The sequence below is a fragment of the Sinomonas cyclohexanicum genome (assembly GCF_020886775.1).
In the GTDB taxonomy this organism is placed as follows: Bacteria; Actinomycetota; Actinomycetes; order Actinomycetales; family Micrococcaceae; genus Sinomonas; species Sinomonas cyclohexanicum.
This window is the reverse complement of the sequence record NZ_AP024525.1, coordinates 3,289,849-3,314,957: the sequence shown is the minus strand read 5'-3', so window position 1 is coordinate 3,314,957 and position 25,109 is coordinate 3,289,849. Positions and strand designations below refer to the sequence as shown.

At 72.9% G+C, this 25,109-nt stretch carries 20 protein-coding genes; 14 read left to right on the top strand and 6 right to left on the bottom strand.

The annotated features are described in order from the left end of the window. Positions 1 to 14 precede the first annotated feature (14 nt). Entirely contained in the window at positions 15 to 815 is an 801-nt protein-coding gene (locus SCMU_RS15715; protein WP_229230041.1) for an RAD23 family protein, read from the bottom strand. Positions 816 to 1,054: 239 nt separating this feature from the next. Between SCMU_RS15715 and gad the strand changes: the two genes are divergently transcribed. Next, positions 1,055 to 2,410 carry a glutamate decarboxylase gene (gene gad / locus SCMU_RS15710; protein ID WP_229233068.1) on the top strand — a complete coding sequence of 452 codons (1,356 nt, stop codon included), beginning with the start codon at positions 1,055 to 1,057 and terminating at the stop codon, positions 2,408 to 2,410. A gap of 25 nt (positions 2,411 to 2,435) precedes the next feature. Here gad and SCMU_RS15705 read toward each other — a convergent pair whose 3' ends face one another. Then, a complete protein-coding gene (locus tag SCMU_RS15705) occupies positions 2,436 to 2,921 on the bottom strand; it encodes an Lrp/AsnC family transcriptional regulator (RefSeq protein ID WP_229230040.1) in 486 nt (161 codons plus the stop codon). 152 nt (positions 2,922 to 3,073) lie between these two features. Between SCMU_RS15705 and pdhA the strand changes: the two genes are divergently transcribed. The 6 genes from pdhA (at position 3,074) to SCMU_RS15675 (ending at position 10,654) form a co-directional block, all read left to right on the top strand. After that, positions 3,074 to 4,237 carry a pyruvate dehydrogenase (acetyl-transferring) E1 component subunit alpha gene (gene pdhA / locus SCMU_RS15700; RefSeq protein ID WP_229230039.1) on the top strand — a complete coding sequence of 388 codons (1,164 nt, stop codon included), beginning with the start codon at positions 3,074 to 3,076 and terminating at the stop codon, positions 4,235 to 4,237. A 2-nt stretch (positions 4,238 to 4,239) separates the two neighbouring features. Next, complete coding sequence (locus tag SCMU_RS15695) at positions 4,240 to 5,346, top strand: alpha-ketoacid dehydrogenase subunit beta (protein ID WP_274602879.1); 1,107 nt, start codon at positions 4,240 to 4,242, stop codon at positions 5,344 to 5,346. 1 nt (position 5,347) lies between these two features. Further along, entirely contained in the window at positions 5,348 to 6,787 is a 1,440-nt protein-coding gene (locus SCMU_RS15690; RefSeq protein ID WP_229230038.1) for a dihydrolipoamide acetyltransferase family protein, read from the top strand. Positions 6,788 to 6,792: 5 nt separating this feature from the next. Next, on the top strand, positions 6,793 to 7,656 hold the full coding sequence (locus tag SCMU_RS15685) for an MBL fold metallo-hydrolase (protein ID WP_443020159.1): 864 nt from the start codon (positions 6,793 to 6,795) through the stop codon (positions 7,654 to 7,656). Positions 7,657 to 8,322: 666 nt separating this feature from the next. Continuing rightward, positions 8,323 to 9,324, top strand: coding sequence for a MinD/ParA family ATP-binding protein (locus tag SCMU_RS15680; RefSeq protein ID WP_229230036.1), 1,002 nt, complete (start codon positions 8,323 to 8,325; stop codon positions 9,322 to 9,324). Between the two features lie 52 nt (positions 9,325 to 9,376). Next, entirely contained in the window at positions 9,377 to 10,654 is a 1,278-nt protein-coding gene (locus SCMU_RS15675) for an MFS transporter (RefSeq protein ID WP_229230035.1), read from the top strand. Here SCMU_RS15675 and SCMU_RS15670 read toward each other — a convergent pair. Both SCMU_RS15670 and SCMU_RS15665 read right to left on the bottom strand, forming a co-directional pair. After that, positions 10,613 to 11,536, bottom strand: a complete 924-nt coding sequence (locus SCMU_RS15670) for a phosphatase PAP2 family protein (RefSeq protein ID WP_229230034.1) — start codon at positions 11,534 to 11,536, stop codon at positions 10,613 to 10,615. The two genes, SCMU_RS15675 and SCMU_RS15670, sit on opposite strands and share 42 nt — an antisense overlap. Next, the gene (locus SCMU_RS15665; RefSeq protein ID WP_229230033.1) at positions 11,533 to 12,441 is read right to left on the bottom strand and encodes a phosphatase PAP2 family protein; all 909 of its coding nucleotides are present in this window, start codon (positions 12,439 to 12,441) and stop codon (positions 11,533 to 11,535) included. The genes SCMU_RS15670 and SCMU_RS15665 overlap by 4 nt, the downstream gene beginning before the upstream one ends. Before the next feature lie 191 nt (positions 12,442 to 12,632). Here SCMU_RS15665 and SCMU_RS15660 point away from each other — a divergent pair, with 191 nt between their 5' ends. From SCMU_RS15660 to SCMU_RS15645, 4 genes are all read left to right on the top strand, one after another. Then, positions 12,633 to 14,066 (top strand): ABC transporter substrate-binding protein, encoded by a 1,434-nt coding sequence (locus SCMU_RS15660; RefSeq protein ID WP_229230032.1) that lies wholly within the window; start codon positions 12,633 to 12,635, stop codon positions 14,064 to 14,066. 113 nt (positions 14,067 to 14,179) lie between these two features. After that, entirely contained in the window at positions 14,180 to 15,034 is an 855-nt protein-coding gene (locus tag SCMU_RS15655; protein WP_443020337.1) for a carbohydrate ABC transporter permease, read from the top strand. 8 nt (positions 15,035 to 15,042) lie between these two features. Then, positions 15,043 to 15,969 (top strand): carbohydrate ABC transporter permease, encoded by a 927-nt coding sequence (locus tag SCMU_RS15650; RefSeq protein WP_229230030.1) that lies wholly within the window; start codon positions 15,043 to 15,045, stop codon positions 15,967 to 15,969. Between the two features lie 11 nt (positions 15,970 to 15,980). Then, on the top strand, positions 15,981 to 17,330 hold the full coding sequence (locus SCMU_RS15645) for a glycoside hydrolase family 32 protein (RefSeq protein WP_229230029.1): 1,350 nt from the start codon (positions 15,981 to 15,983) through the stop codon (positions 17,328 to 17,330). Between the two features lie 146 nt (positions 17,331 to 17,476). Here the strand turns inward: SCMU_RS15645 and SCMU_RS15640 are convergent, their stop codons facing one another. Beyond that, positions 17,477 to 18,568 carry a LacI family DNA-binding transcriptional regulator gene (locus SCMU_RS15640; RefSeq protein WP_229230028.1) on the bottom strand — a complete coding sequence of 364 codons (1,092 nt, stop codon included), beginning with the start codon at positions 18,566 to 18,568 and terminating at the stop codon, positions 17,477 to 17,479. A gap of 83 nt (positions 18,569 to 18,651) precedes the next feature. On the opposite strand from SCMU_RS15640, the gene SCMU_RS15635 reads away from it, so the two are divergent. Together SCMU_RS15635 and SCMU_RS15630 are read left to right on the top strand one after the other, a co-directional pair. Then, positions 18,652 to 19,395 (top strand): M50 family metallopeptidase, encoded by a 744-nt coding sequence (locus tag SCMU_RS15635; protein ID WP_229230027.1) that lies wholly within the window; start codon positions 18,652 to 18,654, stop codon positions 19,393 to 19,395. Then, the gene (locus SCMU_RS15630; RefSeq protein ID WP_229230026.1) at positions 19,392 to 20,423 is read left to right on the top strand and encodes an o-succinylbenzoate synthase; all 1,032 of its coding nucleotides are present in this window, start codon (positions 19,392 to 19,394) and stop codon (positions 20,421 to 20,423) included. Before SCMU_RS15635 ends, SCMU_RS15630 begins: the two co-directional genes overlap by 4 nt. 106 nt (positions 20,424 to 20,529) lie before the next feature. On the opposite strand, the gene SCMU_RS15625 is transcribed toward SCMU_RS15630, so the two are convergent. After that, entirely contained in the window at positions 20,530 to 23,202 is a 2,673-nt protein-coding gene (locus SCMU_RS15625) for an MGH1-like glycoside hydrolase domain-containing protein (protein WP_229230025.1), read from the bottom strand. Positions 23,203 to 23,355: 153 nt separating this feature from the next. Here SCMU_RS15625 and menD point away from each other — a divergent pair, with 153 nt between their 5' ends. Beyond that, positions 23,356 to 25,062 carry a 2-succinyl-5-enolpyruvyl-6-hydroxy-3-cyclohexene-1-carboxylic-acid synthase gene (menD, locus tag SCMU_RS15620; RefSeq protein ID WP_229230024.1) on the top strand — a complete coding sequence of 569 codons (1,707 nt, stop codon included), beginning with the start codon at positions 23,356 to 23,358 and terminating at the stop codon, positions 25,060 to 25,062. Positions 25,063 to 25,109 lie beyond the last annotated feature (47 nt).

Below are 25,109 nucleotides of genomic sequence, written 5' to 3'. Positions count from 1 at the left end.
GGGGTCCGGTACTGCTAGTTGGCCGCGAGGTAGGCGTGGACGCTCGCGTGGTTCATCGCCGTCGCGGCCGCCTCGGGCGACGGGCACTCCACCACGATCGACACCACAGACTGCGCCGACGGCACGGCACGCACGCCCAGACGGGCATACGTGACCGTGCCGTCCGCGTTCGCGACCTTCAACGCCGCCCCGGCCATGTCCACGAGCGGACCCGTGAGCGAGTCGAGGGTGGCGACCACGATCGACCCCTCGTCGCTCACGCCCTCGCCCGTCGCAGAGGCACGCACCGCCGCGATCGCGTCGGCCAGGGCACCCCGTGTGGCCGCCGTCTCCGGGTCACTGGCGGGCGACGCCGTCGGCGAGGGGCCCGCCGAGGAGGCGCCCGGCGTCGTGCGTGCTGTGCCCGAGGGTGACGGCGAGGCGGTGCGCGGGTGCAGCGGTCCGACCCGGAACGAGAGGCTGCAGCCCGAGTCGGAGACGTAGTGCAGCTCGCCGGCGGCGGCGGTGAGGCGGTACTCGGCGCTCGGGGCCGCGTGCCACACCGGTGGCGCGGTGAACGGGAGCGGGTCGCCGAGCCCGTACGCGGACGCGTTCTCGGCGGACGACGGCGTCCCGCCGGCCGCCGCGGACGACGGCGCCTCCGCGGGCGGCGGCTGGGGCGACGGCGCCATGAAAAGGCCGGCGATCGCGACGACCACGCCCACAGCGACGACCACGCACGCAGCGAGCAGCACCCACACCCACGGCGGGCGGCCGCGGGGTGCGGCACCGCCATCGGTACTGGCGGAGTCGCTGGCAGCGTCGTTGCCGGACATAGCCCCTCCTCGCATTCACTCCTGCTCCAACCATCGCACGTCCGTGGCCTCCCGGTTCCTCGACGTCCCCCCGCCGTGGCCGGTAGCGTGGGCAGTGCCCGGCTGGCCGCCGCAGGCCGTGCCGCGCAGCGACCTCGACGCGACCCGACAGGAGCCCCGACGTGTCCGCCACACGATCGTCCTTCCACCCCTCCTCCCACGGCCGCGGCCGGAGCGCGCACGCCGCGGCGGAGGGCGACATCGACCTCAACCCGCTGTTCAGCAGGCCGGGGGAGGCCACCGAGTTCCCGCGGTTCACCCTTCCCCAGGACGAGAGCCTGCCCGGCACCGCGTACCAGGTGGTCCACGACGACGCGATGCTGGACGGAAACGCCCGGCTCAACCTCGCGACGTTCGTGGGCACGTGGATGGAACCCGAGGCCGCGCGGCTCTACGCCGAGACCGTCGACAAGAACATGATCGACAAGGACGAGTACCCCAAGACCGCCGAGATCGAGCACCGGTGCTGGCGCATGCTCGCCGACCTGTGGAACGCGCCCGAGCCCGAGCACGCCGTCGGGACATCCACGATCGGCTCCTCCGAGGCCTGCATGCTGGCCGGGCTCGCGCTCAAGCGCCGGTGGCAGCACGCCCGGCGTGCCGCGGGCAGGCCCGCGGACCGGCCGAACCTCGTGATGAGCTCGGCCGTCCAAGTGTGCTGGGAGAAGTTCTGCAACTACTGGGACGTGGAGCCGCGGTTCGTGCCGATCTCGCGCGAGCACCGGGTCCTCGACGGGCACGGGCTCGAGGGGTATGTCGATGAGAACACGATCGGCGTGGTGGCGATCATGGGCGTGACGTACACCGGCATGTACGAGCCGGTCGCCGAGATCTCGCGGGCCCTGGACGCGATCCAGGCCTCGACCGGCTTCGACGTGCCGATCCACGTGGACGGCGCCTCCGGCGCCATGATCGCGCCGTTCCTCGCCCCCGAGCTCGAGTGGGACTTCCGCCTGCCCCGCGTGGCATCCATCAACACGTCCGGCCACAAGTACGGACTCGTGTACCCGGGCCTCGGGTGGGTCGTGTGGCGGGACGCGGCCGCGCTGCCGGACGACCTCGTGTTCCACGTGAGCTACCTCGGCGGGGACATGCCCACGTTCGCGCTCAACTTCTCCCGGCCCGGGGCCCAGGTGCTCCTGCAGTACTACCTGTTCTTGCGGCTCGGCTTCGAGGGGTACCGCGCGGTGCACGGCGCGTGCCGGGACGTCGCCGAGTATCTGGCCGGGGAGATCGGCGCCATGGACGCGTTCGAGCTGTGGAACGACGGCTCCGACATTCCCGTCTTCGCGTGGAGCCTTGCGCAGGGCCACACCGACAAGTGGAACCTGCACCACCTCTCGGACCGGCTGCGGATGAACGGCTGGCTCGTGCCCGCGTACCCCATGCCGGACGGCCTCGCCGACCTGACGGTGCAGCGGATCGTGGTCCGCAACGGCTTCACCCGCGATCTGGCAGCGAGCTTCCTCGACGATCTCCGCGCGGCCGTGGCCTTCCTCGACGCCGCCGAGACGCCGTTCCCCGACCCGGGCCCGGCGGAGGCCTTCCACCACTGAGGCGGCCCCTCCGCCCCGCCGGGGGTCAGCGGGTGTCGAGGTCCTCGAAGACGAGGAACGTCTGGGTGTCCAGGACGCCCGGCATGTTCTGCAGCTGGTCGAACACGACGCGGCGCAGATCGGTGTTGTCCACGGCGCGCACGAGGATGATGACGTCGAAGTCGCCGCCCACGAGCGCGATGTGGTGGACTTCCGGGATGGTCCGGAGGCGCTCGCGCAGGTCGCGCCACGTCTGCTGGCGCACCTTGAGGGTCACGTAGGCGCTCGAGCGCAGCCCCGCGCGGAGCGGGTCCACGAGCGCGGTGAACTTGGTGATCACCCCGTCCGCCTGGAGCTTTGCAATCCGGTTGTAGGCGTGCGCGCGGGAGACGTGGACGTTCTCGGCGATGGTCGTGACGGACCGGCGGGCGTCCTCGGTGAGCTGGGCGAGGATGGCGCGGTCCACGTCGTCGAGCGGCCGCGGCTCGGCGGGGCGCCGGGACGCCCCGGGGCCGGCGTACAGATCGTCCATGCAGACCTCCTGTGATCCACGTCATGGTGCCATTTCGTCTTCAATACGACAGGATTTGGCACCACTTTTCCATGATCTTCCCATTTCCCGCATACGAATGGCTACAAACGCGGATACTTGAGGAAAGTCCAGCGCCGTACCAAGGAGGAGCCATGACCCTTCCCGCAGAGGCACAGGAGGCCATCCGCAGCTTCGGGATCAGCATCGAGGACTACATGCTCCCCGTGCATGGCCGCGTGCCCCAGATCCAGATCCTCGACGAGCGCGGAACGCTGCGCCCCGAGGATGAGCGCGGCTCGGCCCCGGGCCACGACTACCCGATCCCCGCGAGCTCGGAGCTGCTCGAGGCGTACCGCCGCCTCGTGATCGGCCGCCGCGTGAACGACCAGAACTCCGCGCTCGTCCGGCAGGGCCGCATGGCGGTCTACCCGTCCAGCCACGGCCAGGAGGCCTGCCAGGTCGCCGCCGCGCTCTGCCTGTCCGAGGGCGACTGGATGTTCCCCACGTACCGCGATTCGGTCGCCGTCATGACCCGCGGCGTCGACCCGGTCGAGACCATGACCCTGTTCCGCGGCGATTGGCACGGCGGCTACGACCCGCACGAGCACAAGGTCGGCATCCAGTCCACGCCCCTGACCACCCAGCTCCTCCACGCGGTCGGTGTTGCCCACGCGGCGAAGCTCCGCGGCGAGGACACCGTGGTCCTCGCGATGTGCGGCGACGGCGCCACGAGCGAGGGCGACTTCCACGAGGCCCTCAACTTCGCCGCCGTGTTCAGCCTGCCGGTGGTGTTCTTCGTCCAGAACAACCAGTACGCCATCTCCGTTCCGCTGGCCCACCAGACGGTGGCCCCCTCGCTCGCGCACAAGGCGATCGGCTACGGCATGGCCGGCGAGCGGGTAGACGGCAACGACCTCGTGGCGCTCCTCGCCGTGCTGGACCGTGCCGTGCGCCTGGCGCGGGCCGGCTCGGGCCCGCTGCTCGTCGAGGCGTACACGTACCGCATGCAGGCGCACACGAACGCCGACGACGCGACGCGTTACCGCAAGGATGCGGAGGTCGAGGCGTGGGCGCTCAAGGACCCGCTCAAGCGCATGCGCGAGTACCTCCGCGCTGACGGCACCCTGACCGACGGGGCGGAGGCCGCCTTCGCCGCGGACGCTGAGGAGACGGCCCGCCAGCTGCGCGACGGCCTGGGCTCCGAGACCGATGTGGACCCCCTGGATCTCTTCCGGTTCGTCTACACCGAGCCCACCCCGCAGCTGCGCGAGCAGTCCGCCCAGCTGGCCGACGAGCTTTCCCGAGAGGAGCACTGACCATGAGCACGGTTGCCGAGGCCGCCGAGGCCCGCGCCACCGCGAAGGGCGGCCCCGAGGCCCTCACCTTCGCCAAGGCCCTGACCACCGCCATGGCCGACGCCATGCGGGCCGATCAGAACGTCGTCGTGTTCGGCGAGGACGTCGGCACCCTGGGCGGCGTCTTCCGCATCACGGACGGGCTGCAGAAGGAGTTCGGGGCGGCGCGCTGCTTCGACACCCCGCTGGCTGAGTCCGGGATCGCCGGCATGTCGCTCGGGATGGCCATGAACGGCCTGCGCCCGGTCATCGAGATGCAGTTCGACGCGTTCGCCTACCCGGCGTTCGAGCAGATCGCCAGCCACATCGCCAAGATGCACAACCGCACGCGCGGCAAGGTCCGCCTGCCGATCGTGATCCGCATCCCGTTCGCCGGGGGGATCGGTGGGGTGGAGCACCACTGCGACTCCTCCGAGGCCTACTACGCCCACACCCCGGGCCTGAAGGTCTTCGCCCCCGCGACCGTCACGGACGCGTACCGCACGCTCCGCGAGGCCATCGCCTCCGACGACCCGGTCGTGTTCATGGAGCCGAAGAAGCTCTACTGGTCCAAGGACCTCGTGGACCTCGAGGCACTCCGGGCCGAGTTCGGCGGCGCTGGTTCTGCTGCTGCTTCTGCCTCGGCGGCCGCGTCCGCGCACGACGGCGCGCGGCGGCTGAGCGTGGACGGCGCCGCGGCGGTCGCCCGCCCGGGCACGGACGCGACCCTCATCGCCTACGGCCCGACCGTCTCGACCGCGCTCGCCGCCGCCGAGGCCGCCGCGGCGGAGGGCCGCTCGGTCGAGGTGGTCGACGTCCGCACGATCGTCCCATTCGACGACGAGACCGTGTGCGCGTCCGTGCGCAAGACGGGCCGCGCCGTCGTGGTCGCGGAGGCCGCGGGCTTCGCCTCCGTCGCGTCCGAGATCGTGGCGCGGGTCCAGGAACGCTGCTTCCACTCGCTCGCCGCGCCCGTGCGCCGCGTGACAGGGTTCGACATCCCGTTCCCGCCGCCCAAGCTCGAGCACTACTACCTGCCCAGCGTCGACCGCATCCTCGACGCCCTCGACGACCTGCAGTGGGAGGACTGACATGGCGACCGCCGTGACTGCCCAGAACTCAGCCCAGAAGACGTTCGCGCTCCCCGATCTCGGGGAGGGCCTCACCGAGGCCGAGCTCGTGCGGTGGCTCGTGGCCGTGGGCGACACCGTGGCCGTGGACCAGCCGATCGCGGAGGTCGAGACGGCCAAGGCCATCGTCGAGGTTCCGACGCCGTTCGGCGGGACCGTCGCCGTGCTGCACGGCGAGGCGGGCCAGACCCTCGACGTGGGCGCCCCCCTCATCACCATCGCCGAGGTGGGGTCCGGTAACGCCGAAGTGGGGTCCGGTGACGCCGAGGTGGGGTCCGGTGACGCCGAGGTGGGGTCCCCCGCCCGCGAGGCCTACCGCACCGAGGAGCGCGCCGGGGCCAAGGAGCCCGCGAAGGAGTCCGGCTCCGGCAACGTCCTCATCGGCTACGGCACCCCCGGGGGAACCTCTGGCGGCCGCACCCGACGGCGCAAGGGGGCCGCGGCGTCGTCCGCCCCCGCAGAACGCGAGCCCGAGCGCACGACGGCGCCCGCCCGCGCCGTGCGCGTCGTCTCACCGATCGTGCGACGCCTGGCGAGGGAACTGAATGTCTCGCTCGCGCACGTGGCCGGGACCGGGCCGGACGGTCTCATCATGCGCCGCGACGTGGAGTCTGCCGCTCCGGTCTCTGCGGACAGGACCCCCGCGTCGGCGGACAGGACCCCCACCTCGGCGGGGGAGGTGGACGCGAAGACAGGTCTCGGCATCGCGGCCCGCACCCCTGTCACCGGCGTGCGCAAGGCGGTCGCCCAGGCCATGGTCCGGTCCCGCACGGAGATCCCCGAGGCCACGGTCTGGGTCGACGCGGACGCCACGGCGCTCGTCGAGTTGCGCCACGACCTCAAGCGCCGCGACCCGCAGAACACGCCGAGCCTGCTTGCGTTCATCGCGCGGTTCGTTCTCGCGGGCCTCACGAGGTTCCCGGAGCTCAACACCCGCATCGAGCAGACGCAGGACGGCCAGGAGATCGTCGGGTTCGACGGCGTCAACCTCGGTTTCGCGGCCCAGACCGAGCGCGGCCTCGTGGTCCCCGCCATCCGCGGCGCCCACACGCTGAGTGCCCGCCAGCTCGACGCCGAGCTCCGCCGCCTCACGGCGCTGGCCAGGGATGGCAAGGCCAGCCCCGCGGACCTCACCGGCGGCACCTTCACCCTGAACAACTACGGTGTGTTCGGCGTGGACGGCAGCGCGGCGATCATCAACTACCCCGAGGCGGCCATCCTCGGCGTGGGCCGGATCATCGACCGTCCGTGGGCCGTGGACGGCGAGCTGAAGGTCCGCAAGGTCGTCCAGCTGACCCTCACGTTCGACCACCGGGTGTGTGACGGCGGCACCGCGGGCGGGTTCCTCCGCTTCGTGGCCGACGCGGTCGAGCGGCCCGGCAGCGTCCTCGCGGACCTGTAGGCCTCATGGCAGAATCGGGGGCAACCCCGGAACGCCCACGGAAGGACGGCACACAAGTGGCTGCATGGCAGGATCTCGGAGCGAACACCTATGTCCTGGCCACGGAGCCACTGAGGCTCAATGTGGGGCTCGTGGTGGGGAAGGACCGTGCCCTCGTGGTGGACACGGGGCAGGGTCCGCGCCAGGGGGCCGAGATCCTCGCCGCGGTGCGGGAGAAGACGGACCTGCCGCTCGTCGTGGTGAACACCCACGCGCACTACGACCACTTCTTCGGCAACGCCGTCTTCGCCGCGGCGGGCGCCACGGAGTTCTACGCTCACGAGAACGCGGCGGCGGAGATCGCGGAGAACGCCGGGGCGCAGCGCCCGGCCGTCGCCGGGGCCGAGCCGGAGATGGCAGCGGGCGAGGGGGAGAGCACCGAGATCGTGGTGCCCACCGCGATCGTGCGCGACCAGCCCGTGCTCGTGGACCTCGGCGGCACCTCTGCGACCCTGTTCTACCTCGGCCGCGGCCACACCGACGGGGACCTGCTCGTCGGCACCCCCTCGACGCTGTTCGCCGGGGACCTCGTCGAGGAGGGCGCGTACCCGCAGTTCGGGGACTCGTTCCCGGAGGAGTGGGCGGATGCGCTGCGGCACATCTCGGCGCTGCGCAACCGATACGAGAACCTCGTGCCCGGTCACGGCGGCCTGTGCAGCGACGCGTTCGTGCGCACCATGGCCGATACGATGGCCACGGCGGTGCGCTCGGCCGTGCAGGCCACGCGGGAGACCCCGGACGACGCCACGAAGGCCGTCCCCATCCTCCCGTACGGCCCGGAGCAGTCGCGCCTGTTCATCCAGCGGCTCAAGGCCTCCAGCCTGAGCTGACCGCCTCAGGTAGCCGCCGAGGACCCTAAGGGGCAGCACATGGAGACGCCAGCTGGGGAGCAGGCCCCGCCACCCGTTCCGATGACCCGCCGCGAGGCGCGGCGCCTCCGGGAGGAGCAGGAGGCCGCCCGCCGCCCCGACGGGCCATCAGTTGGTCCCGCCGCGGCGCCTGGACTGCAGTCCGCACCCGACCCGACGCACGACGGCGGCCACGCGCCTCCACCCATACCTCCGTCTTCCGCTCCGGTCGCCGCAGCCGAACCGGCGGCACCAGCTCGCCCGGCCGGACCCCGACCGGCCGATGCCTCACCGGTCGCGGGCGCCGCCAACGCCGCGCCGCCGCGTCCCACGGCACCACCGGCCGCCCGGCCCGCGGCGCCGAGGCCCCAGACGGCTCCAACCTCGCTGGTCCCAACCCCGCCGACCCGCACCCCCTCGGCTCCGACTTCCGTTGCGTCAGCCCCGACTTCGGCGCCCCCTGCCCCCACCTCGGCGCCGTCGGCCCCCACCCCGGCCCCGACGGCCCAGGCCCCAGCCGCGCCAGCACCCCCACCGGCTCCAGCGTCCGCGCCGCCAGCGCCGGCCCAGCACCATGCAGCCCACGCCGAGCCCGCCGCCCCGGGGCCCACGCACCGGCACGTCCAGCGGGAGGAGGCGCCCGCCGTCGTGCGCGAGCAGCCTGTGACGGGGAGCCTGGCGAGCACACCCCAGCAACAGGTGCGGGAACTGCAGCCCCGGGCCGAGCCGGTCGAGGCGCCCGCAGGGTTCATCCGCTCGACCCCGGTGCCCCCGCCCGGCGGTTTCCGCGGGTTCCTGTACCGGCTCACGGGCGGCGCGCTGAACCTCGGCCCGTCCGAGGGGGAGCGCCAGGAGGAACTGCTCGAGAAGCAGATCGCCCGGCGCCTCGAGGGCAACTGGAACACGGCGTTCCTCTCCCTCAAGGGCGGGATCGGCAAGACGTCCACGACCGTGGGCGTGGGCCTGACGCTCGCGGAGCTGCGGCCTGAGCCGCCCTGCGCGATTGACGCGAACCCGGACGCCGGCGACCTCGTGGAGCGTGCGCTCGGTGAGGGGGCCTACGAGTCGGAGCGTCGGCACTCGATCACGAGTCTCCTGCGCGACTTCAGCTCGGTGACATCGCGCGCGGACCTCATGAGGTACCTCCACCACGCGGGCAGCCTCCACCTCCTCGCGGGCGAGCAGGACCCGGAACTCTCCGACTCGCTCACCGCCGAGGACTACCGCCGCGTGCACGCCCTCGTGGCACGGCACTTCGCCGTCACGCTCACGGACTGCGGTACCGGCGTGAGCCGCCCGGCCATGCGCGGGATCCTCGAGGACGCGGACAACATCGTCGTCGTGGCGGGCTACGCGGTCAGCGGCGCGAAGCGGGCGCGGGACACGCTGCGCTGGCTCTCCGCACACGGCTACGACCGGCTCGCGCAGGGCGCCATCGTGGTGGTGACCGACAAGGACGACGTCTCCGCCCGTGTCGACAAGGCAGCGATCGAGGCCACCCTCTCAGGCATGTGCCGCGCCCTCGTGGCCGTCCCGCATGACCGCTCCATGGCGGACGGCGACCTCGTTGATCTGGGCCGCCTCCGCCCCTCGACGCGGCGGGCGTACCGGCAGATCGCCGCGGCGATCGTGTCGGGCTACCAGCGGTAGGCCCGCCCCCGTCCGGCGACGCGCCGGCGCCACGTGGGCCTAGAGTGGGGGAGTGGTTCGATCAGGCAACGAGCGCTTCTCCCTGCTCTCGATCGCTGTCCCGGCCTTCGGCCCGTCGGTGCTGTTCTCGATCGGCGAGGGCGCGATCCTGCCTGTTGTCCCGCTCTCGGCGCGCGACCTCGGCGGGTCCGTTGCGGTTGCCGCGCTCACGGTCACGCTGATCGGGCTCGGCTCGCTCGTCTTCAACCTGCCCGCCTCCCTCCTCACGGTCAGGTTCGGAGAGCGGTGGGCGATCGTCGGCGCGCAGGCCGCGGGCGCCGTCGCGCTTGCCGTCTCGGCCCTGGCCACCGAGCTGTGGCAGTTCATGCCCGCGCTCGTGGTGCTCGGGATGGCCGCGAGCGTCACGAACCTGGCCCGGCAGAAGTACCTCACCGAGGCCGTCCCGCCGGCGTTCCGCGCCCGGGCCCTGTCCACCCTCGGCGGGACGCTGCGGATCGGCCTGTTCCTGGGCCCGTTCCTCGGCGCCGGCGCCATGCAGCTGTGGGGCCTCCGCGGCGCGTACTGGGTGGGGGCGGCCGTGTTCGCCGGGGCAGCGGCGGTCGCGCTGTTCATGCCGGACCTCGAGGACGACGCCGCCGGGCAGGGCCGCGCGCCGCAGCCTCGCCTCGCGCGGGTGGCGGCCACCCATTGGAGGGTCCTCGCCACGGTTGGCCTGGGGGTCCTGTTCGTCTCGGCCGTGCGGCAGTCGCGCCAAGTCGTCATCCCGCTGTGGGCCGAGCACCTCGGGCTCGATGCGCCGACGGCCTCGCTCGTCTACGGGATCGCCGGGGGCGTGGACCTGCTGCTGTTCTACCCGGGCGGGAAGCTCATGGACGTGCGGGGACGGCTGGCCGTCGCGGTCCCGTCCATGACGATCATGGGACTGGCACTCGTCGCGATGCCGTTCACGGCCGCGTTCTGGCCGTTCCTCGCCGTCTCGTGCCTGCTCGGGCTGGGCAACGGGATCGGCTCCGGGATGATCATGACGCTTGGCGCCGACTTCTCGCCGGACCACGGCCGGGCGCAGTTCCTGGGGCTCTGGCGGCTCATGGCGGACTCCGGGAGCACGCTCGGTCCCGTGCTGCTCTCCGCCGTCACCGCGGCCTCGGCGCTCGGAGTGGGGGTCGGGGCCGCGGGGCTGCTCGGGCTCGCCGCGGCCGGCGTTCTGGCGTGGAGCGTACCGCGGGCGCAGGCCGTCCCGGGGCCGGCAGCGTCGGGCGGGAGCGGGGCGTCACGCCGGAGCGGGGCGTCACGCGGGATGGCGCCTCGCGGCGGATCCGACCAGCCATGACGCGGCCGTGGCGACGAGGTAGCCGCTGATGACGATGAAGGACGATCCCGCCCAGAAGTAGTTGGTGGTGCTGACCTCCTGGCCCGCGATCGGGGCGATGCGGAGGAGCTCCACGACGGCCAACGCCGCCGCGACCAGGCCCGCGAGCGTTGGCAGCGTGACCCACAGCCGCCACGACCCGGGGTGGCTCCCGAAGCCGTCCCATGTGTTCCAGCTCGCCCCGGTGCGGAGCACGACCCATGCCGCCGGGGCCATGAACACCGCCACGACGAGGAACGCGGCCACGACGTCCGCCGGCCGGTGCCACTGGTTCACGAGCGTCGCGACGCCGGTCCCGACGGCGTACGTGCCCCCGGCGAACGCCACGAGCGGGCGCCAGCGCGGGGACACGACGAGGAACACCGCCGCGGCGGCCGCCGCGGCGAGGGTCGTGTGCCCGGACGGGAGCGAGTTCTCGGTGATCGTCTCGACGCCGCGGAACGGGCGCGTCAGGACGTCGTTCTTGAGCACCTGCGTGGCGACGTTGGCGCCGGCCGCGCCGGCGAGGGCCACGAGGGAGGCGAGCCACCGGCGTCGTACGAGCGCCGCGTAGCCGAGCGCCAAGGCACCCGCGGCGACCGAGAGCGCCGGGAGGTAGTCGAGGAAGCGCAGGGCGGCGCGCGCCGCCGTGCCGCCGTACAGCTGCGTGGCCTCGACGAGGGCGGACTCGTCGATGTACTGGCCCGTGGTGGTGCGGACGAAGAACAGGTACGTGCCCAGGATCCCGGCCGCGGCGGCGAGGGAGGCGACGACGAACGGGCCCAGCGGCGCCGGCGGTGCTGCGGGCAGCCTCCGCGCGGGGGCGGCGTGGGGCACGTGACGGTCGCGGTCCCTGATGGTCATGCCCTCCAGCGTCGCACACGGGGCTGTGGAGTTCCCAAGTGCGCTTCAGCCGCTGCGGTGCGCGGGCCGGTGAGCCAGATCGCCCCCGCCGAGCCCGCGTACGCCGCGGCCACGACGGCCGCCCCGCCTGCGGCCAGGAACTGTGGGACCGTGCCCACCCTCCTGTCGGCGTGCGGAACGATCAGAGCGAGGGCGAGCGCGACCGCGGCCACGGCCGCCGCGATCAGGCACGCGCGGACCGAGGCAGTGAGCCAGCGGCGCTGGGCGTCCTCCAGACGCGTGCCCGCAGCCCCGGAACGCTCGAGCCGCAGGACCAGCCAGTACGCCGGGCACATGACCGCACCGACGAGGAACAGCGCGTCGACGACGTCCCCGGCGAGGTGCCACTGGTTCACGAGCATCGCGAGGCCGCTCGCCGCGGCGTACGTGGCGCCCGCGAAGGCCGCGGCCGGGCGCCAGCGCGGGCCCACCGCGAGGAACACCACGGCCGCGGCCGACGCCGTGAGCGTCGTGTGGCCGGAGGGCATCGTGTTCTCCCCGAACACGCCATAGCCGAGGTCCGGCCGGGAGAACACCCAGTGCTTGAGCGCGTAGGCGGCGGCGTTGGCGACCAGCGCGGCGGCGAGGGCCACCGCGGAGACGGCCCGGCGGCGTCGTGCGAGCGCGGCCCAGAGCAGCACCCCGGCGGCGGCCACCGCGGAGGCGGCGGGGAGGTAGTTGAGCGCGGCGAGGTTGGTCCTGCTCCAGCCGCCGAACATCGCCGCAGCCTCGAGCAGGGCCTGCTCGTCGAGCCCTTGGCCGACCGCCGTGCGCACGAACGCCCAGTACACCGCGGCGCAGGCGGCGGCCGCGATGAGCGCGGCGAGCAGGAACGGTCCACTGGGCGCGGGACGGCGGGCGGGCATGGTCCCAGCGTGGCACGAGCCCGCGGGCGCATGCCATTCCGCCCTGTCCCGCGGCGGTGGGAAGGGTGGCGGAGACCCTGCTGTGACGCAGGCAACAGAAACCACTTGACACGTGTTAGGTGTCACATCTACGATTCCTAACACGTGTTAGGAGCGGCCTCGGTGCCGCGGAACCCATCAAAAGGAGAGTCATGGGCGACTCGCTCACACTGCGCGAGATCTCGCGGCGCACCGCGCTCGGGGCCCTGGGCGTCGGGATCCTCGGAGCCACTGTGGCCTCGTGGCCCCGCTTGACAGGAACCGACATCCCCGGCCGCAACGACGGCAGCCTGAGCATCGCGATCCTCGGCACGGCCGCCGACGCCGCGGCCCGCCAGAAGGCGGTCGACGCGTTCCGGCGCCTCCACCCCGAGATCAAGGTCCGCGTCCAGGCCATCCAGGCCGTGGACTGGAAGGACTTCTTCAGCAAGATCCTCACCATGGTCGCCGCGGGCAACCCGCCCGACGTCGTCTACGTCGCCACCGAGGGCGCGCAGCTCTTCGCCGAGAAGCTCGCGCACCCCCTCGACGACTACATCCGCCGCGACGCCTCGGTCATGGCCGAGTACTTCGCCGACGTCCACCCGAGCCTCGTCGAGGCGTTCATGTACCGCGGGAGCCTCTACCAGCTCCCGATGGACTGGAACGCCGCGGACATGTACTACAACACCAAGGTCTTCGCGGCCGCGGGGCTCTCGCGCCCCGCCGACGACTGGACCCACCTCGACTTCCGGTCCGCGCTCTCCGCGATGCGGCGCGCCAACCCGAGCGGCTTCACCCCGTACTACTGGACCAACCGGCTCTTCGGCGGCGTGGTCCCGTGGCTCTACGCGAACGGCACGTCCGTCCTCACGGAGCAGCGCGCCACCGGCGGGAACTGGCTGTGGGACGGCTTCTACGCCTCAGACCCCTCCCGCGCCACCCGTTCCGGCGGGTACCTGTGGGAGGCTCCCAACGCGAACGACCCGCGGGTCTACGAGACCTTCGACTTCCTCCGGGGGCTCGTGCAGGACGGCCTCGGCGTCCGGCCCGAGGAGGGCGGCGGCAACTCGCTCGTCGGCCTCTTCGCCTCGGGCCGCATCGGCGCCACGCCCGCCGGCGGCTACTGGGTGCAGGGCCTCGCCGACGCAGGCATGGGCCCGAACGACTTCGACGTCCAGTTCTTCCCCCGCTGGGCCACCGGCCCCGGGGCAGCGGCGCAGCGCCACCAGTTCGGCACCGCCGGCTACGCGATCATGAAAACCGCGAAGGACAAGGACGCCGCTTGGGAGTGGATCAAGTTCAGCGCCTCGCGCGAGGCCATGGAACTGCTCTTCTCCACGCCGACCACGACCCCCGCCCGCCGCTCCATGGTCAACGAGGCCCTGTACTCAGGCAAGGGGCCGGCCCACTGGAAGGTCTTCTACGACACCCTCGACCGGTTCCCGACGACCGGCCCGATCCCGGCGCCGCCCCAGCAGGCGGCCGTCGAGACCGCCCTCATCAAGAACGTCTCTCTGGCCGTGAGCGGGGACGAGCAGCAGCTCAAGAGCGCCCTCGCCTCCCTCCAGAACGACCTCGAGCTGGCCCTCAGGAGGACCGCATGAGCACCACCGCCGCCCGCCCCCGCGCAGGAGCCCGCGCGGGCCGCGCCGCAATCCGGGCCAGCGCCCCCGGCGGGCCCACCACCGCGCCGAGCGCCTCGCGCGGCTCCCGCCTCATGGCGTGGCTGTTCCTGGCCCCCACGATCGTGGGCATGGGTGTGTTCACCGTCATCCCGATCGTCGCCTCGGTGCTCCTCGCGTTCTTCCGCTGGGACATCATCAGCCCCCCGCAGTTCGCCGGCCTCGACAACTTCACGGAGATGGCCTCGGACCCGACGGTGCGCGTCGCGTTCGGCAACACGATCGCGTTCGTGGCCGTCGCCGTCGTGCTCCAGCTCGGCGTGGCGCTCGGCCTGGCGGTGCTCATTCAGGACCGGCTGCCGAACTGGCTGCGCGTCTTCTTCCGCTCCGCGTTCTTCTTCCCGCTCATCCTCTCGGCGGCGAGCGTCTCGATCTTCATGAAGTACCTCTTCAATGAACAGTTCGGCGTGGTCAACTGGCTCCTCGGGACGGTCGGCATCCCCGCGGTCCCGTGGCTCACGACGCCGTTCGGCTCCGCCACCGTGGTGGTCCTCGTCTACGTATGGCAGAACTTCGGGTTCTCGTTCCTCCTCTTCCTCGGGGCGCTGTCCTCGATCCCGCAGGAGACGTATGAGGCCGCCTCCCTCGACGGCGCGACCGGCTGGCGCAAGCACCGCCACGTGACGCTGCCGCTCATCAGCCCCACGACCCTCGTGGCCTCCGTCATGGCGATCATCAACGCCCTCCAGGTCTTCGACCAGCCCTACGTGCTCACCCGCGGCGGGCCCGGCGATTCGACCCGCACGGCCGTCATGGTGATCTTCGAGACCGCCTTCCAGCAGCTCCAGTTCGGCAAGGCCTCCGCGATCGGCGTGGTCCTCATGCTCGTCATCATGGCCGTCACGGCCCTGCAGTTCCGGCTCAGCAAGCGCTTCGTCTTCTACCAGTGAGGCCCCCCATGACCACCACCGCGACTCCCGTCCCTGTCCCCTCCGACCGCGGAGCCCGCACGGGCCACGCCCAGCAGGACCGCAGCCCCAGCACCCCGGCGAGGCGCCGCCGTCGTGCGCTCGACTGGTCCCTCACCGGACGCATCGCCATCCTCGTCCTGGCTGCGGCGCTGACCCTCGGCCCGGTGCTGTGGACCCTGTCCACGTCCCTGCGGCCGCCGGCGGACTCGCTCAAGCTCCCGCCCTCGTTCATCCCCTGGAACCCCGACTTCTCCTCCTACGCGCAGGTGTTCAAGCAGGTCGACATGGGGCTGCTCGTGCTCAACAGCGCACTCGTCACGGGGCTCATCGCGATCGGGCAGATGTTCTCCGCGGCGCTCGCGGGGTACGCGTTCGCGTTCCTCAAGTTCCGCGGCAAGGGCGCCCTGTTCTCGCTCGTCCTGGCCACGATGATGGTCCCGGTGCAGGTCACGATCGTGCCGGTGTTCATGCTCATCCGCGGCATGGGCCTCTCCGACACGCTCCTGGCCCTCATCCTCCCGGCCATCCCGACCGCGTTCGGCACGTTCCTCATGCGGCAGTACTTCCTGGGCCTGCCGGCGGAGCTCGCCGAGGCCGCCGCGATCGACGGTGCGTCACCATTCCGGATCTTCCGCTCGGTCTACGCCCCACTGGCCATGCCGGGCCTCGCGATCGTGGGGATCCTCGCGTTCAACTTCCACTGGAACGAGTTCTTCCGGCCCCTCATCCTGACCATCTCCGAGCAGAACTTCACCCTGCCCCTCGGCCTCGTGTCCCTCCAGGGCAACATGGGCACGGGGAGCATCTCGGTGGTCCTCGCCGGTGTCGTCCTGTCCATGATCCCCGCGCTGATCGTCTTCCTGATCGGCCAGCGGACCCTCCGCGACGGCCTCACCGCCGGCGCCGGCAAGTAGAAAGCACTCTGATGACTTCCGTTGCCCCCGTCTCCTCCGCCGTCCCGATTGCCGGGCCGGCCGCGCACCCCGACAGGTCCTTCCCCCGGCTCCACCCCCGCCCCGCTCAGGGATGGGTCAACGATCCGAACGGGATCGTATTCGCCGACGGGCGCTGGCACGTGTTCTTCCAGCACAACGCCGAGTCGGCCCGGCACCACAGGATCCACTGGGGCCACGTGAGCTCCGCTGATCTGGTGCGGTGGGACGCCCACCCGCTTGCCCTCGCCCCGCAGTACGGCGGGCCGGACGCCTACGGGTGCTGGACCGGCGTCGCGACCCTCGATGCAGGCGTTCCCACCGCCGTGTACTCCGGGGTGGTGGACGGGTCCGGGCGCTCGCAGGTCGTGCTCGCCCGCGGTTCGGCCGACCTCGTCGAGTGGACGCAGGACGGCGTCGTGGCGGCCGGAATGCCGGACGACCCCCGCGTGATCGCGGTCCGCGACCCGTTTCTGTTCGAGTTCGCCGGGCACCGCTGGGCGATCCAGGGCGCCGGGCTCGACTCAGGCGACGCCGCCATCCTCCTCTACGGCGCCGACGACCTCACCGCGTGGGAGTACCACGGCGTGTGGCTCACGTCGGAGGACCCCGTCGCGGCCGGGCTGCCGCAGGCGAACATCTGGGAGTGCCCGCAGCTCGTCCGGTCCGGTGGCTCGTGGGCGGCCGTGTTCTCCCTGTGGCTCGACGACCAGCTCACGGGCGTGGGCCACCTCGTGGGCTCGCTCGCGCTGGATGCCCTCACCGGGCTGCCCGTGTTCGCCCCGCGCTCCTGCGGCCTGTCCGATCTGGGCGGCTCGTTCTACGCCCCGCAGGCCGTGCAGGCGGACGACCGGGTCCTCGTGTGGGGCTGGGCGAAGGAGGTCACGCCGGCCGGGGTGCTCGGGCGGACGCAGGATGAGTGCGACGCGGTCGGCTGGTCCGGCGCGCTCACGTTCCCGCGCGAGCTGCGCGTGGCCGGCGACGCCGTCGAGCTCCGGCCGGCGCCCGAGCTCGCCGCGCTCCGGGCGTCGGTGCTCGTCGCAGCGGATGCGCCCGGCGCGCACGACGGCGCCCCTCGCCTCGCCCTGCCCGACCAGGCCGAGGCGGTGCTCACCGGCTCCGGGAGCGTGCGCCTCCTCCTGGGCGATCAGCTGGTGTGGGAGGGGCAGGTCTGCGCCGACGGCGAGGTGCGGGTCCTGCTCGACGCCTCGATTATCGAGGTATACCGGGCCGGCGGTGTCGCCACGACGCTCCGGGCGTACCCGTCCGGATCCGAGGAGTACCGGCTCGAGCTGGGCCCGGAGGTTCGCGTCCAGGCCTGGGCGCTCGCCATCCCCGCCTAGCCTCGCTGTTGAGGGGTCACTACCCTGTTGAGGGGTCAGATCCCAAGGGCCATTGTGAGGACATCGACTCCCGAGCCTGGCGGATCTGACTCCTCGACGGGGTGGACGTGACTCCTCGACCGGCCGGGTAGGGGGGATGTGACCCCTCAACGGGCGGGGACGGGGCCAGTCGACTCGCGCTCCACGAGCCGGCAGGGGACCAGCAGCGGCACCGCCGGCCGCGCGGCCGAGCCGCCGCCCGGCGTCGTCCGCGGCGCGGAGGAGGTGCCGGAGTCGAGCGCGTCGAGGACGGCGCGCATCGACTCCTCGCCGATGCGCCGCAGGGGCAGCGCGACCGTGCTCAGCGGCGGGACCATGACCTCGGCGACACGGCGCTCGTCGTCGTAGCCCATGACCGAGAGGTCGCGGGGGACCTCGAGCCCGAGATGCGCCGCGGCGAGGACCACGCCGATCGCGGCACGGTCGTTGCCGGCGAGGAGGGCGGTGGGGCGCTCGCCGGCGGGGGCCGAGAGCAGGGCCGACGCCGCGCGGTACCCGGGCGCGATGTCCCACCCGGCCTCGATGACCCAATCCTCGCGCACCGGCAGGCCTGCCCCGGCCATTGCCGCCCGGAACCCGGTCTCGCGCAGCGCGACCGCCGGGGACGAGTACTCGCCGCCCAGGAACGCGATGCGGCGGTGGCCGAGCGCGATGAGGTGGGCCGCAGCATCGCGCCCGCCGGCCACCTCGTCGGGCTGGATCGAGGGGAGGGCCGCGGCGGCGCCGGGGGAGTCGGCCGAGGCGTAGCAGTTCGCGAGGGCCGACGGGACGCTGAGCATGCCGTCCGGGACATGCAGCTCGTGCAGGCCCACGGTGACGTAGATGAGCCCGTCGACCTGGCGGTCCAGCAGGGTGCGCACGGCGTCGAGGTCGCGAACGGCGTCCTGCTCGGTGTCGGTCGCGAGCGTCACGAAGCCACGGCTGCGGGCCACGGCGTCCGCGCCGGCGATGATCTCGCCGTCGAACGGGCTCGTGACCGCCTGGTCGGAGACGACTCCGATGACGTGCGAGCGCTGGTCCCGCAGGCTCCGCGCGATCGTGTTGGGCGTGTAGCTCAGTTCCGCGGCGGCCGCGAGGATCCGCTCCTGCGCCTCCTTGGCCACATTGCCGTCTCCGCGCCCGTTGAGCACGAGCGAGACGGCGCTGCGGGACACGCCGGCGCGGCGCGCGACGTCGAGGGCTGTGGCCTTGCGGGTCATGGCCGCAGTGTACCTGACACGTGTGCGGTCCCGTGACGGATGGGGCCGGACTCTTCCCAGTCCCGTCCACTACCCTCGAGTGCGTGGTGCAGCAGTGGTGGCAGACGTTCGTCGACGCGTTCGTGCAGGGGTTCTCCCGCACGGGCTCCCTCGTGGTGCCGCCGTGGGAGCTCGCGCTCGTGCTCGGCACCGCCGCGGCCCTGTGTGTGGTGCCGCTGCTATGGCGGTTCTTCGGGAGGTTCGTCACGATCGTGCACGAGCTCGGGCACGCGTTCGCTGGCCTGGCCACGGGCATGCGGGTCACCGGCATCACCCTGCGCCTGGACCAGGGCGGCACCACCCACGGTGTGGGCCGCGGCCGCGCGGTGTGGTTCGGGTTCTGGGGCTACCCTTCGCCGGCGGTGGTCGGTGCGGCGCTCGTGTGGGCGTCCGCGGCGGGCTGGGGACGGGCCGCGCTCTCCGTGTCCGTGGTGCTGTTGGCACTGGTGTTCCTGTTTATCCGCAATCTCGCGGGCGTGCTGATCCTCGTCGGCGCGCTGGCCACGGTGGTGGCAGTGGTGGTGGCCGTCCCGCCGGACGTCCAGGGCCATCTCACGCTCGCCGTGGGCCTCGCGCTCGTGCTCGGGGCGGCCCGCGACTGGTGGAACGTCGTGACCGTCCACACCGGCCGGCGACACGAGCTCGGCAGCTCGGACGCATACATCCTGGCCCGCAAGACCGGTGTGCCCTCGGCGGTGTGGCTCGTCGCGTTCGCGGCCGTCATCGCGCTTGCGGGGGTCGCCTCGTGGGCCGCGCTCGCCGGCGCCGTGCTTACAGTGGGCGCATGAGCACTGCCCCGACCCCTGCGCTGCCGGACCTCTCCGAGCTCGAGGCGAGCATCGCCGTCGTGCGCCTGCCGATGACCGTGAGGTTCCGCGGCGTGACCGAGCGGGAGGCGCTGCTGCTGCGCGGCCCGGCCGGGTGGGGCGAGTTCTCGCCGTTCCTCGAGTACGACGACGCCGAGGCCTCGCGCTGGCTCGCGTCCGGGATCGAGGCCGCATGGGAGGGGTTCCCCGAGCCCGTGCGCGCGCGGGTGCCCGTGAACGCGACGGTCCCGGCGGTTCCGGCGGGCCAGGTGCGTGATGTGCTCGCGGCGTTCGGGCCCGTGCAGGCCGTGAAGGTCAAGGTCGCGGAGCGCGGCCAGTCGCTCGCGGACGACGTCGCGCGCGTCGCCGCCGTGCGCGACGCCCTCCCCGAGGCGGACCTGCGGGTCGACGCGAACGCGGGGTGGAGCGTGGCCGAGGCCGTCGAGGCCCTCAGCAGGCTCGGCGAGTTCAGCCTCGAGTACGCCGAGCAGCCGGTGCCCGGGATCAACGGGCTCGCCGAGGTCAGGGCGCTGCTCGAGGCCCGCGGCACGCCCGTGCGGATCGCCGCCGACGAGGCCGTCCGCAAGGCCGACGACCCCCTCCGAGTGGCCCGTGCCCGCGCCGCGGACCTCATCATCGTCAAGGCCGCGCCGCTCGGCGGGGTCCGGCGTGCGCTCGAGATCGTGCGGGAGGCGGGGCTGCCCGCCGTCGTGAGCTCGGCGCTGGACACGTCGGTGGGGCTCGCCGCGGGCGTCGCACTCGCGGCCGCGCTCCCGTCGCTGCCCCACGCGTGCGGTCTGGGTACCGGCGCGCTGTTCGCGCACGACGTCGTGCGCCCGCCCCTCGTGCCGGACGGCGGCTCCCTGCCGGCGGACTCCCTCATGGAGCGTGCGACCCCGGATCCCGAGCTGCTCGAGCGGTTCGCAGCGCCGGCCGACCGGCGCCAGTGGTGGCTCGAGCGGCTCCGCCGCTGCCACGCCGTCCTCGCCGGCGCCGCCCGCCACTCCTGACCCCCTGATCCCCGCCCCCTCCCGTCTAAGAGTCAGCTTCTGGAGGTCACATCCTGCGGGTGACCCGCAGGAGGTGACCCCCAGGAGGTGCCCCTCAGAACCGGGGTCAGCGGCGGCAGATGAGGTGCGCCACCATGGCCGTCCAGCCGGTCTGGTGCGAGGCCCCGAGCCCGACGCCCGTGTCCCCGTGGAAGTACTCGCTGAACGTGGGATGCGCGTCCCACAGCGGTCCGGACGGATGGTGCCGCGGCGTGCCCGGACGGCGGCCGCTTCCGTCCGTCCCGGCAACGGGCCGGAACAGCCGCACGAGCCGATCCTCGAGCTCGCGGGCTGCGTCCGCCAGCGGGATCCGCCGGCCCGAACCCGTGGGCAGCTCAACCATGAGCCCGGCACCGGAGCCCTGGGCGTAGACCGAGAGCGCGTCCGCGACGAGCACGTTCACGGGGAACCACACCGGCCCGCGCCAGTTCGAGTTCCCGCCGAAGAGGCCCGAGTCGGACTCGCCGGGAAGGTACGCGATGGACATCGGCTGTCCCGCGACCTGCACTGTCAGCGGCTCGCGGTACGCGGCCGAGACGGACCGCAGCCCATAGGGCGAGAGGAACTCGCCCTCGTCGAACACCCGGGCCAGCACCCGCTCGAGCCGGTCGCCGTGGAGGATCGCGAGGGTCGCCCCGCCGTCCCCGGCGCGGATGAGGGCGTCCGTCTCGTCCGGCCGGTGCCGCTGCAGCCAGTGCAGGGCCTGCACGAAGTCCGGCGCGGCGTCCGTGCCCGCCCCCGGGGCCACCGCCACGGCGAGGAGCGGCAGGAGACCCACCATGGAACGCACCGGCAGCAGCTGCTGTGACCCGTCGGAGGCGAGCAGCACGTCGTAGAAGAAGCCATCGTTCTCGTCCCACAGGGACACCCCGGAGCTGCCGAAGGTGTCCATGGCCTCCGCGATGCCGAGGAAGTGCTCGAGGAACTTGGTCGCGAGGTCGTCCCACACACGGTCCTCGCGGGCAAGCTCGAGCGCGATCCGCATCATGGTGAGGCAGTAGAACCCCATCCAGCTCGTCGCGTCCGACTGCTCCAGCCGGTGCCCCGCGGGCAGGTCCTTCGACCGGTCGAAGAGCCCGATGTTGTCCATCCCGAGGAAGCCGCCCTCGAACAGGTTGGACCCGTCCGCGTCCTTGCGGTTCACCCACCATGAGAAGTTGAGCAGGAGCTTCGCGAAGACCCGCATGAGGAAGTCCGTGTCCCGGGCGCCGTCGAGCTGGTACACCTGCCACGCGGCCCACGCATGCACGGGAGGGTTGACGTCCCCGAAGGCCCACTCGTACGCGGGCAGCTGCCCGTCCGGGTGCATGGCCCACTCGCGGCAGAGCAGCACGAGCTGCTCCTTCGCGAAGTCCGCGTCGACATGGGCCAGGGCGACGCAGTGGAACGCGAGGTCCCACGAGGCGAACCACGGGTACTCCCATTCGTCCGGCATGCTGATCACGTCCGCGAGGGCCACGTTGCGCCACGACGTGTTGCGGCCGCTCGGGCCGCGCCGCTGGGCGGGCGGTGGGGGAGAGGCGGGATCGCCCTCGAGCCACTCCCGCACGGAGTACCGGTAGTGCTGCTTCCCCCACAGCAGCCCCGCGAAGGCGCGCCGCGCCACGAAGGCGTCGGCCGCCGTCGTGCGTTCTGGGATGACGGCGGCGTAGAACTCGTCCGCCTCGCGCTCGCGGTCGGCGAGGACGTCGCTGAACCCGTCGCCGAACGGGTCCGCAGGCAGCATGTCCCCGGTGAGCCGCAGCCGGACGGCCACGCTCGCGCCGGGCGCAACCGCGTCCGCGTGCCACCGCAGTGCCGCCTTTGTCCCGGTCTCGGCCGGGTTGAGCAGCGAGCGGTCACCGCGCACGACGGCGGCGTCCACCGCGTCCTTCGGGTGCGGCGAGCGGTTCTCGCCACCGTCGAAGAGGGCGGCATTGTTGCCCTCGTTGTCGCAGAACAGTGCCTCGGGCGCGCCCAGCGGCCCGCCCGAGTCCGCGGCGAGGATGTAGCGGCCCAGGAACCCGTGGTTCGCCTCGACGGCCACGACGCCGCCGGGGGAGAGCTCCGGCGCCCGGAGCCGGCGGATCGTGGGGACCCGGTCGTCGCGCCCCCACGCCCACGTGTTGCGGAACCACAGCTGGACGAGGAGGTCCAGCGGGGCCGGGTCGGGCCCGTGGTTCGTGGCGGTGACGGTCACGCAGACGTCGTCGGGGGAGGCCTTCGCGTGCACGGTCTCGATGTCGAAGAAGCGGTTCTCCGCGAGGATGCCGGTGTCGGAGAGCTCGTACTCCTCGGCGGTGCGGGGCAGGGTGCCGTTGGTGTGCACGAGGTCCTCGTATGGGTACGCGGCCTGGGGGTAGCGGTACAGGGACCTCGCCCAGGAGTGGGTGGGCGTCGCGTCGAGCTGCCACCAGTGCTCCTTGACGTCCTCGCCGTGGTTCCCTTCCCCGTTGGTGAGGCCGAAGTAGCGCTCCTTGAGCCGGTCATCCTTCCCGTTCCACAGCGCCACGCCGAGGTTGAGGAACCCAAACCGGTCACATAGGCCCGCGATCCCGTCCTCCCCCCATCGGTAGGCGCGGCGGTGGGCGTGGTCGAACGGGAAGAAGTCCCAGGCGTTGCCGTCGGCGGAGTAGTCCTCGCGGACGGTGCCCCACTGCCGGCCGGAGACGTAGGGCCCCCAGAGGCGCCACGGGTCGGTGGCGCCGGGGGACTCGGCGAGGCGGCGGTGCTCGGCGGTGGACGGCGTGGGCGGCGTCATGGGGCCAGTCTGCCAGCACCATCCGACAACGCCCGGGCTCGCCGCCGCGGCTGGTCGCAGTGCGCCCCCGCCCGCGTCCGTGGTCCGGGTCTTCCCAGCGGTCCACGCGAAGAATTGGCTGGCCCGTCGCACCCGAAACCCTACGATGGGAGGGTGAGTCCCCTGAGTTCCCTCGATGCCGCCCGCGAAGCAGTCAACGAGCTGCTCGCGGGCGGCGTCCGCTGTGTCGTCGTGTGCCCCGGGTCCCGCAGTGCGCCGCTCGCGTATGCGCTCGCCGAGGCCGAGGGCCGCGGCCACCTCGAGCTCGCGGTCAGGATCGACGAGCGGGCGGGCGGCTTCACGGCGCTCGGCGCGGCGCTCTCCTCCGGGCGCCCGACGGCGGTCGTCACCACGAGCGGCTCGGCGGTCGGGAACCTCGTGCCCGCCGTGATGGAGGCGAACCATGCGGAGGTCCCGCTCGTCGTGCTCTCGGCGGACCGGCCCGAGGAACTCCACGGCACGGGGGCGAACCAGACGACGGACCAGTTCGACCTCTTCGGTGACCACGTGCGGTTCGCGGCGAGCGTCCAGGCGGGCGCGTCGCCGTCGTCCTCCGTCCGCACGGCCCTCTCCGCGGCGACCGGCGCTCTCGAGGGCGTGCCCGCGGGGCCCGTCCAGCTGAACCTGTGCTTCCGCGAGCCGCTCGCGCCCGACGACGGGTGGGAGCCGCCGCTGGGCGGCTGGGACGCGCCGCCCGTGCAGCCGTACGCATACCGCCGTCCGCCGGTGGGAGCGCTGGGCGGACTGCCCCCGCGCCGCACCGTGGTCCTCGCGGGACACGGCGCGGGCCCGCTCGCGGAGGCGTTCGCCGCCGCGCACGGCCTGCCGCTGCTCGCGGAGCCGAGTTCAAATGCCCGGTTCGGAGGCCACGCGGTGGGCCCGTACCGGCTCCTGCTCGACGCCTCGCCGGGGGACCGGATCGAGCGGGTGGTCCTGTTCGGGCGGCCCACGCTGTCCCGCCCGGTCACGAGGCTGCTGGCCCGCGAGGGCGTCCAGACCGCGCTGTACCACGCGCGTCCGGCGGCCTGGTTCCGTGAGGGCAAGCGGCGCGAGCGGCTCATCGAGGACCTCGACGTGCTCTCCGACTTCGCCGGGCGGGGCGCCGAGGGCTGGCTCGACGCGTGGCTCCTCGCCGGTGCCGCCGCCCAGGAGGCCGTGGACCGGACGCTCGCCGGCACCGGGACCCTCACCGGGCCGCGGCTCGCGCAGCTCGTGTGGGAGAACGCCCGCGGGCAGCTCATGCTGGGCTCCTCGAACGGCATCCGGGACGTGGACCTCGCGGCACCCCCCGCTCCGCAGCCCGGCGCGCGCGTCTTCGCCAACCGCGGCCTGTCGGGGATCGATGGCACCGTCTCCACGGCCAGCGGCCTGTGGCTCGGCCGCCGGGTCGAGACCACCGTGTTCCTCGGTGACGTGACCCTCCTGCACGACGCCGGCGGGCTCCTCCTCGGCGAGGGGGAAGCGGAACCCGAGCTGCGCGTCGTCGTGCTCAACGACGCCGGCGGGGCGATCTTCGGCCTCCTCGAGCACGGCCGCGTGGGCGGCGAACCAGGGCACCCGGGCGCGGCGGTCGCCGTCGAGCGCCTCTTCGGCACCCCGCACCGCGCCGACCTGCGCGCGCTCGCCGCGGCGTACGGGGTGCGGCACACGCTCGTGCGCACGACGGCGGAGGCCGCCGACGCGCTCTCGGCCCCACGGCGGGCGGGGCGCGAGATCATCGAGGCCAGGGTGGACCGCAGCGGGCTGCGCGCGCTGCACGAGCGGATCAAGGCGGCGGTGGCGGATTCCCTCGCCCCGCAGGACCGGCTCGGGTACAACTGATTCGCACGGGGAAGACCCCTCAACAGGGAAGTGACCCCTCAACCGGG